Raw genomic sequence first — 1735 nt, 5'->3', positions numbered from 1 at the left:
CGAGGAAGAAGCCTGCAACGAACGACCGCCGACAGAGGCGTTGGCGGAAGCGGGCTCAGTGAAAAATGCGGTGCGTGTCATGGAAGGTCCTTTCGAAGTGACGTGAGCGGCAACGATTGCCAAAACAGAGGTCGTGACGAGAATATAGGGTTTACGAGTATAAAAGTAAAACGACTTATATTGCGTTTGAATGCAGAAAAATTGCATTTAGAGCACGGCCTCTAAGGCCGGACAAATGGGAGACACGCCATGGATATCAACCTCGCCCGCACCTTCCTGGAAATCGTGTCCTGCCACAGCTTTGTCCAGGCCGCAGAACGGCTGCATGTCACCCAGACCGCGGTCAGCGCTCGTGTGAAAACGCTGGAGGACCTGCTGGGACGCACGCTCTTCGTCAGGAACAAGGCCGGCGCGTCGCTCACACCCGCAGGCGAGCAGTTTGTACGGCACGCCATGACGCTGGTGCAAGTCTGGGAGCGCGCCCGCCACCAGATGGCCGTGCCACCCGGGCGCCGCGCGCTGGTGACCGTTGGCTGTGAAATCAGCCTCTGGCAACCGCTGATGCTCGACTGGCTGTTCTGGATGCGAAAAAACGCACCCGATCTGGCGCTTCGCACCGAGGTGGGCGTTGCAGAAGACCTGCTGGAACGCGTGGCCCACGGAACCCTGGACATCGTCATTGCCTATGCACCGCGGCAGCGCCCCGGCCTCAGGATCGAACTGCTGATCGAAGAAAAGCTGGTGCTGGTCACCACCTCGCCCAGGCTCGAGATGMCGCAGCCCGCCGACTACGTCTACGTGGACTGGGGGCGCGAATTCTCGGCTCAGCACAGCCTGGCGTTCCCGGAGCTTTCCAGTGTCGGGGTCTCCTCCAGCCTGGGGCCGTTGGGGCTGGAGTACCTGCTTGCGGTGGGCGGTGCCGGTTATTTCCGGCAAAACGTGGTGCGCAACCACATCAAGGAAGGTCGCCTGTTTCGCGTGCCAGGCAAACCGGAGTTTTTGTACCCCGCTTATGCCGTCTACGCGGCCAACGCAGACATGAAAGTACTGGAACCCGCCCTGGCAGGCTTAAGGCAAGCCGCGGCGGGAAGCCAGGGCGGCAAGGTGCGCGCTGCCAAGCCGTCAAAGGCTCCCGGCAAGGGCAAACAACCCTCATCGTGAATCTCACAGCCCCCCAGCCCCTCATCTTCATCACTTCATTCATCACTTCAATCAGGATGGCCCAATGCGCTGGATAGCCCTATTTGACGACACACCCGCCATGCTGGCGATCCGGCAGGAGCGTGAACCCCTTCATCTTGCCTATCTTCGGCAACACCAGGATGAAATTCTTATCGCAGGCGGTTTGCGTGAAGCACCTGGCGAAAGCTTTGTAGGAGGCCTCTGGGTCATGGAGGTTGCGTCCAGGGCGCGTGCCGCGGAGCTGGTCGAAAGTGACCCCTACTACGTACCGGCTCATCGCAGCTACCGGTTGCTGACCTKGGGCAAGGCATTGGCCGAGAGGCAGGTGATTTTGTAAGCAGAACCCACGAATCGTTGCACCGGTTTCACCATCAACGACAGAAGGGAATCAGGGGTCAGGGGTGTTACGCGGCAGTCAGCGCGGGAAAGGGTTGCGTGACTACACTCAACCCATGCTGGCAAGATCTTTGCCAGCGCTTGACACATGCAACCGGAACTGAAATGGACTTTTTTCTCCTGGTGACCTTTGTCGCCATCGGCACCTACCTCCTGA

The 1735-nt window shown here is 59.5% G+C and carries 2 protein-coding genes; both read left to right on the top strand.

From position 1 onward, the window contains the following. Positions 1-249: 249 nt before the first annotated feature. On the top strand, positions 250-1161 hold the full coding sequence (locus AC1D1X_RS22410; RefSeq protein WP_477699235.1) for a LysR family transcriptional regulator: 912 nt from the start codon (positions 250-252) through the stop codon (positions 1159-1161). Positions 1162-1225: 64 nt separating this feature from the next. Further along, on the top strand, positions 1226-1519 hold the full coding sequence (locus AC1D1X_RS22405; protein WP_477699234.1) for a YciI family protein: 294 nt from the start codon (positions 1226-1228) through the stop codon (positions 1517-1519). The last annotated feature ends 216 nt before the right edge of the window (positions 1520-1735 follow it).

The sequence above is a fragment of the Polaromonas sp. P1_G4 genome, from assembly GCF_056405475.1.
Note: the sequence above shows the minus strand (reverse complement) of the source record. Positions and strands in the feature narration are given on the sequence as shown.